The following is a 7,820-nucleotide window of genomic DNA, read 5'->3' as shown; positions in this document are numbered from 1 at the left end:
ACCGGGGGGGGGGGTCGTCAGACCCCTCGCGTAGCTGAGCAAAATTCCGGCACTTTCCCCAGTAGCGCGACTCCAACATCAGCGCCAAGTACACCACAATCCCCCTTATCCACACCATCTTCCCTAAACCCCACGCCGACAGAATCCACTAAAACCGATCAGACCCCGGACTCTCAGTACACCGTCACCTTCAACGACCCCGACCAGCACACCAGCATGAGGCAAAACGTCAAGGCTGGTGAACTGGCGGAGCGACCCGCTGATCCGACCAGGAACGGCTACGTTTTCGAAGGCTGGTTCAAGGATGGCGCACACCTTGCCTACGATTTCAATCAGCCAGTCACCAGCAGCATCATCCTTAATGCGCATTGGACCAAGCAGCTTCCCCAATGGACCAGAGGATCAAGCACATGGTCCATCAACCCTGATAATGGGCCAACAGCCGGAAGCACCAAAATCACCATAACCCCGCCGGCAGCAAACAGCATCCACTTCACTCAAATCAGTGCAGGAGGGGCTCATTCCCTCGCCATTGCCTCAGACGGCAACCTCTACAGCTGGGGAAGCAACGGCGGCGGGGAGCTAGGGCGCACTGTTACCAATGAAACACCAAGTGGCGAGCCAAATCTGGTCGCAAGGCCCAAGGAAGCATCCTCCAGCTTTACCTGGGTTCAAGCGGAGGCTGGAGGAGATTATTCCTTGGCCATTGGTTCCGACGGCAACCTCTACAGCTGGGGATACAACGATTACGGCCAGCTAGGGCGCATAACAGACACAGATGATTCAAACACCATGAAGGCTGGCCCTACTCCCAAACCAGTCGACAAACCGACAAAGGCTGATTCAAGTTTCACTTGGACCAAGGTCATTGCTGGAGCTGACTTTGCTCTGGCCTTCGGCTCTGATGGCAAGCTATACAGTTGGGGAGACGCCTACACCGGTGAACTAGGACGTCCTACCTCCAGCAGTGAACCGTCCAGCAAACCTAGCCCAGTCACTATGCCTTCAGGAGTTCACTTCACCCAGGTAAGCGCAGGCTTCCAACACGTTTTGGCTATTGACACGAGCGGAAAACTGTACGGCTGGGGATGGAATGGATTCCCTGGGGTTCATGCACCTTCAATGCCAGGTCTCAATTACGAAGCAACGATACCAACCCAAATAACCGAATTCGGTCCTTCCGGAAGCACTTGGAAGCAGGTCGCGGCAGGATACGCACATTCCCTGGGCCTTGTTGCAAATGGCCAGCTATACAGCACAGCAAGTTGCGATACAACCCATGTCAAGTGCAATATTGCTCATCCATCTGACACGGCAAAAGACTTCGCTTGGAAACAGATCAGTGCAGGATGGGAATACTCACTCGCGATCGGATCTAATGGCATGTTGTATGGCTGGGGAGACAACAGCAAGGGCCAGCTGGCAAAAGATCCAAATGACTATAGCACTGTTGCTGACCCTACCAAAATATACACGCCCGTTGGAGTCACCTATACCCAGGTCAGAACCGGAAACCAACACGTACTGGCCCTGGACTCAGACGGCAACCTATATAGCTGGGGAGATAACAGCAGCGGCCAGCTGGGGCGCGACACTGGATCAACCAAAAACAGCATATGTGCGAGCAAGATTCCTTTCCCTGAACAGCCAGAAATCTCCGATATTAAGTTTGATGGGATATCCGGTACCAACCGGTCCAGAAATTCAGACGGTACATGGAGCGTCTCTACTCCGTCACATCGCAAAGGCCAAGTAGATGTTACCGTCTCCTGGAGTATGAACGGCCAGCAGCCTGACGCACACCTGCTCTACACTTATACCAGCCCCAAATACAGCGTCGGGTTCACTTCCAAGAACGACTCCTGCCCGGTACCCTCAGGCATGCCCGGAAACCAATCGGTCATTGAAGGCGAACAAGCTAAGCGTCCCTATCCCGATCCAAAATCAGACGGCTGCATGTTCGACGGCTGGTTCATCAAAGACACCAAAGGCGATTCCAATGTGGCTTATGACTTCAGCCAGCCCGTCACCAGCGGCATCAGTCTGGTCGCGCACTGGTCTCCAGTCGACACGCACTGGTCGATCAACCCTAGCCAAGGCAACGTGCTTGGCGGCCAGCAGGCGACGATAACCCCTCCTGATCACAGCCGTGGCATCCGCTTCAATCAGGTCAGCGCCGGCGGCGAGCAGGCCAGCGTCATCGGCTTCTCCGTAGGCGTGGCCAGCGACGGGAACGCCTACGCCTGGGGCAACAACCAATACGGGCAACTGGGTCAAGACCCAGCCAAAACAACTATGCAGAACACGCCTACTAAAGTTCCTTTGCCTGACGGCGTGGCCGCCGGCTTCACCTACACGCAGGTTGCCGCAGGCGGCGCCCACACCCTGGCCATAGGTTCAGACGGAATCCTCTACAGTTGGGGCCGCAACGACCACGGGCAACTGGGCGACGGCACCACCACGGACCGGTACAAGCCCCAGCCCGTCAACAACCCAGATACCGGCCAATCGTTTAAGGCCGTGCGCATCAGTGCGGGAGCCTTCGATTCGGCCGCCATCGACGACCAAGGCCGCGTCTACACCTGGGGATGCGAGCATAACAGCTACTCTGACTACGGGACGGATAAGAAAGCGCCGACCTTGGCCAAGGATCCCAACGGCTCCAGCCAAGGGCTTCACGCGGTCCAGGTCAGCGTCAAATGGAGCTTCATCCTGGCCCTGGACGAGGACGGCAACGTATACGCCTGGGGATACAACACCAACGGCCAGCTCGGCAACGGAACAGCCACAGGAGACGGCAACGCCAGCTACGCCAACGACCCGAAGCCGGTCCAAGATCCGAAGGATGCCAGCAAGATCTTCAAAGCCACGCAGATCAGCGTAGGCACCAGGCACGCCCTCGCCATCGGAAAGAAGGACGGCAGCCTGTACACCTGGGGCAAGGTCAACGACACCAACTACACAAGACCCACGAACGACCCCGCCAACACCGGCAAAACCATCAAAGCCACCCAGATCAGTGCCGGCACATGGCATTCCCTGGCCATCGACCAGGACGGCAACGCCTGGGGATGGGGCTGGAATCAATACGGGCAGACCGGCAACGGCAACACCCATTCGCAGGATACCCCTACGAAAGTGATCGGTCCGAGCAGCACAGGCCAGGGGTTCAAGGCCGTCTGCGTCAGCGCATCCCACAACCACTCCCTGGCCATCGGCCAGGACGGCAACGTCTACGCATGGGGCAAGAACGACTACAACCAGCTCGGCAACACCAGCATCCCCACAACAGGCAACAGCCCCAAACCCATACAGACCATGTTCGACCCCACACCCCTGAACATCACCGGGGTCAGGTTCGACCAGACAGTGATCGGCGCCCTGCGGCAGAACGCCGACGGCTCCGTCACCCTGGCCACTCCTGCCCATAATCCGGGGCGGGCCGATGTGATCGTGGATTGGGCCCTGGGCGGGATCGTCCAGACCCAAGCCCACTTGCCCTACACCTACGAAGGCATGCTGCCCCATGCCGGCAGCAGTGGGGCCATAATCCTGCTGGCCGCAGGACTGCTCGCAGCTGCGGGTGCCGCAGCTGCCGGACGCCATCGGCGGGAGGCCCGCAGTCTGCAAGCCTGAAGACTTCGCACGAGTAAGCAGCCAGGCCGCATCCCAAGACAGCCCGGCTAAACAGGGTGGCCCCGCACTCCCCCAATACGGCGGAGCCACCCATTCTCTCTTGCAACCGCCCGCCCAGAAGGACTGATAAGTCCGACAGAACGAGCAATCCTCAAAAGAAGCGAGATCAATCTCCTGGAACACTACTGGCCTAAGTGAAGTGTAGATAGGCATGTCCAACGGGGTGATAAAGTTATTTCAGATGAGGCCGGGGTTGTGCCCGGTGTGCGGCGGGGGATCCGGACTGGGGAGTTCCGGGCATGTAGCCGCAGGTTCTGGGGAAGGGGATCATGCTTAACATGCGTCAGCATCAGCACACATCTATGGGACCGGCTATGGCCATCAGTCTTCTGCTCGCCATCATCCTGCCTTTAGGCCTCCTTGCCGGCACCAGCGCCGATGCCAGCACTGAGGCCAGCGAGCCTGCCATATCAGGAGGCACAGGGGGGGGGGGGTCGGTCAGACCCCTCGCGTAGCTAAGCGAAATTCCGGTATTTTCCCCAGCAAGGCAACGCCAACAGCCACATCAGAAACACCCCAATCACCACTAGCCACCCCATCGCCTTTAAACACATCATCGCCCCTAGAACCAATTCAACCGACTGCATCCGCCGCACCAAGCACGAATACCGAAAATCCCCAGACCCGCTCAGCCGCCCAGTACACCGTTAAGTTCACTGATACAGAGGGCGGGACCACCACGCCTGATCAAACCGTCAATGAAGGCGCCCAAGCGCTGAGGCCTGCCGACCCAGCCCGACCCAACTATTCGTTTGATGGCTGGTTCATCAGCGGCACATTGACCGCTTACGACTTCAGCCAGCCTGTCGCCAGCGACATGACTCTGGAAGCCCGTTGGACCAAAAACGGTGATGTCTGGGACCTCTCCCCCACTCAAGGACCCACAGCTGGCAACACTTTAATCACCCTGACTGCACCTCCGGCTCGAACCATCCGCTTCAGCCAGTTCAGTGCAGGATACCAATATTCAGTGGCAGTGGGATCAGACGGCAGCATCTACCACTGGGGAGAAATGTATGGCTCCGACTACAACTGGCAACCAAGCAGGGAAGACACCCCAGCCGGACTTCGCTTCATCCAGGTCAGCGCAGGTTACGATCACTCCCTAGCCCTTGATTCAGAAGGGAACCTGTACAGCTGGGGCAGCAGCAGTTATGGTCAGCTTGGGCGTAACACCTACACCACACCAGCCGATACTCCTGGAAAAGTGGACGCCCCTGCAGGAATTCGTTTCACCCAGGTCAGCGCAGGAAAGTACCACTCAGAAGCATTAGCCTCGGACGGCAGCATCTACAGCTGGGGGTACAACAGCGACGGCGAACTGGGACGCGGGACCATCACCACGCCGACCACCAGGCCAGGCAAAGTGGACACCCCGACGGGAATCCGTTTCACCCAGATCACCTCTGGATATGACTACTGCATGGCTTTCGACACTGATGGAAACTTATACAGCTGGGGAGGCAATGGTCATGGTCAGCTGGGCCGCGACGCCAGCACCACGCCGACCGGCAGTCCAGGGAAAGTGGATACGCCTGCTGCCGGAGTCCGCTACACACAAGTAATCGCCAAAGGCATGCACTGCCTGGCCTTGGATTCGAATGGGGTGCTCTACAGCTGGGGATACAACAATTTCAGCCAGCTGGGTCGATACACCGGCAGCACAAAGATCAACCCACGAGGCAAGGTTAACGTACCTACAAAGACACGCATAATCCAAATTAGTGCGGGAGACTGGAATGGTTTCGCCTTGGACGATCAGGGGATCCTATATACGTGGGGAAACAACAGCCATGCACAACTAGCACGGCCATACTGGGGTGCGACAGATCCCCAACCAACCAAAATCGACCCTCCAGCGAAGAACGTTACCTACATCCAGGTTATCGGAGGCGGTGATCATGCTGTGGCAATCGGCTCCGACGGCAACCTCTACAGCTGGGGACGCAACTCCAATGGCCAATTAGGACGAGACACCAACAAAAGGGATTCCTATCAGCCAGGTACGATTCCCCTGACCAACCATGCCGCGATCACCAGCATCAAATTCGGCGGGACACCCGGCACAGGATTGACAGCCAACCCGGACGGCACCTGGAACGTCACCACTCCGCCGCACAGCAAGGGCTGGGTGAATGTCACCATCACCTGGAGCATGAACGGACCTCAGCCGGACGCGTACCTCTCCTACACATACACCGGCCCCAAATACAGCGTAGGATTCACGTCCGTTGATGCTGCCTGTCCGGCGGCTTCGGGTATGCCAGGAGACCAGTCCGTCACAGAGGGCAATCAGGTCAAGCGCCCTTATCCAGATCCAAAAGCAGACGGTTGTCTGTTTGATGGCTGGTTCCTCAAGGATGCCAAAGGCGGTTCCAATGTGGCTTATGATTTCAGCCAGCCGGTCACCGCAGACATCACGCTGGTCGCCCACTGGAGCCCTGCCAACACCGGCGGTTGGTCGATCAGCCCGGTCAAGGGCAGCTCGATGGGCGGCCAGCAGGCGACCGTCACGCCGCCCAAGATAAGCCGGGGCATCCGCTTCAGCCAGGTCAGCGCCGGCGGCTACCAGGCCGGTGACTTCCACGGCTTCTCCGTGGGCGTGGCCAGCGACGGGAACGCCTACGCCTGGGGCAGCAACCAGCACGGCCAGCTCGGCCAGGGCACCGCCGACAGCAGCACGCAGAAAACGCCGGTCAAGGTTCCACTGCCCGACGGCGTGGCCGCCGGCTTCACCTACACGCAGGCCGTGGCAGGCGGCTACCACGTGCTGGCCATCGGGAGCAACGGCATCGTCTACAGCTGGGGGGCCAACGACCATGGGCAGCTGGGCGACGGCACCACCACCGACCATTCCAAGCCGCAACCCGTGCCTGACCCATCTGACAAAAGCCAGCCCTTCAAAGCTGCCCAGGTGAGCGCCGGCGCCTACGACTCGGCGGCCATCGACCAGCAGGGGCGCGTCTACACCTGGGGCAGCGAAAACAACAACTACACCGCATACAGCGCATCCAAACTGACACCGAAACTGGCCAAGGACCCCAACGGATCAAACCAGGGACTGCACGCGGCCCAGGTCAGCCTCGGCTGGAGCTTCATCATGGCCATTGACACGGACGGCAGCCTCTACGCCTGGGGATACGACAACTACGGGCAGCTCGGCAACGGCGCGGCCACAGGAGAATACAGCACCACATACGCCGCCGATCCGGCACCCGTGCCCGACCCTGCGAACACCAGCAGGACTTTCAAAGCCTCGCAGATCAGCGCAGGAGCCAACCACGCCCTGGCCATCAGCCAGGATGGCGCCGCCTGGGCATGGGGATACAACGACCACGGGCAGCTGGGCGACGGGACGACAACCAGCCGGCCCTCGCCCAGGCAGGTGCCAAGCCCCACGGGCTCCAGTCAAGGATTGCAGGCCGCACGGATCAGCGCAGGTGTGCACCACTCCCTGGCTGTCGACCAGAATGGCGCATCCTGGGCCTGGGGATGGAATAGTGACGGTCAGCTCGGCAACGGGAACACCAGCGACCAGCCCAAGCCCACGCGCGTATCGCCGCCCGCCGGCCAGGGCAAGGCCGACGGCGGGCTCACAGCCGCACGCGCCAGCGCAGGACGAAACCACTCCCTGGCCATCGGCCAGGACGGCAACGCCTACGCCTGGGGAGACAACACATACAGCCAACTCGGGAACGGGGGTACAACACAAAGCAGCACCCCGGCCCTGGTAGCCTTCAACCCGGTCCTGTTGATCACCGGTGTCAGTTTCGACCAGACAGTGGTTAGCGTCTTGCGGCAGAACTCTGACGGGTCGGTAACCCTGTCCACGCCTGCCCACAACCCAGGACAGGCTGATGTCATCGTCGACTGGACCCTGGGCGGGATCGTCCAGCCCCAGGCGCATCTGGCCTATACCTACGAAGGCATGCTCCCCCACGCCGGTAGCAATGGCACCATGATCCTCCTGCTTGCCGCCGGACTGCTCGCCGCGGCCGGCGCCGTCGCGGCCGGACGCCACCGGCGGGAGGCACGCAGCCTGCAAGCCTGAAGACTTCACACGAGTAAGCAGCCAGACCATACCCCAAGGTGGCCCGGCCAAACAGGGTGGCCCCGCAGACCCC

At 59.8% G+C, this 7,820-nt stretch carries 2 protein-coding genes; both read left to right on the top strand.

Going from position 1 to position 7,820, the window contains the following annotated elements:
• Window positions 1-3,636, top strand: a 3,636-nt coding sequence (locus tag P273_RS09875) for an InlB B-repeat-containing protein (protein WP_155804759.1), incomplete at its 5' end; no start/stop codon positions are given.
• A 469-nt stretch (window positions 3,637-4,105) separates the two neighbouring features.
• The gene (locus tag P273_RS0108825) at window positions 4,106-7,747 is read left to right on the top strand and encodes an InlB B-repeat-containing protein (protein WP_367379023.1); all 3,642 of its coding nucleotides are present in this window, start codon (window positions 4,106-4,108) and stop codon (window positions 7,745-7,747) included.
• Window positions 7,748-7,820 lie beyond the last annotated feature (73 nt).

This window comes from Bifidobacterium sp. A11 (genome assembly GCF_000499185.1).
GTDB classification, from domain to species: Bacteria; Actinomycetota; Actinomycetes; order Actinomycetales; family Bifidobacteriaceae; genus Bombiscardovia; species Bombiscardovia mizhiensis.
This window is presented reverse-complemented; position numbering and strand designations above follow the sequence as displayed.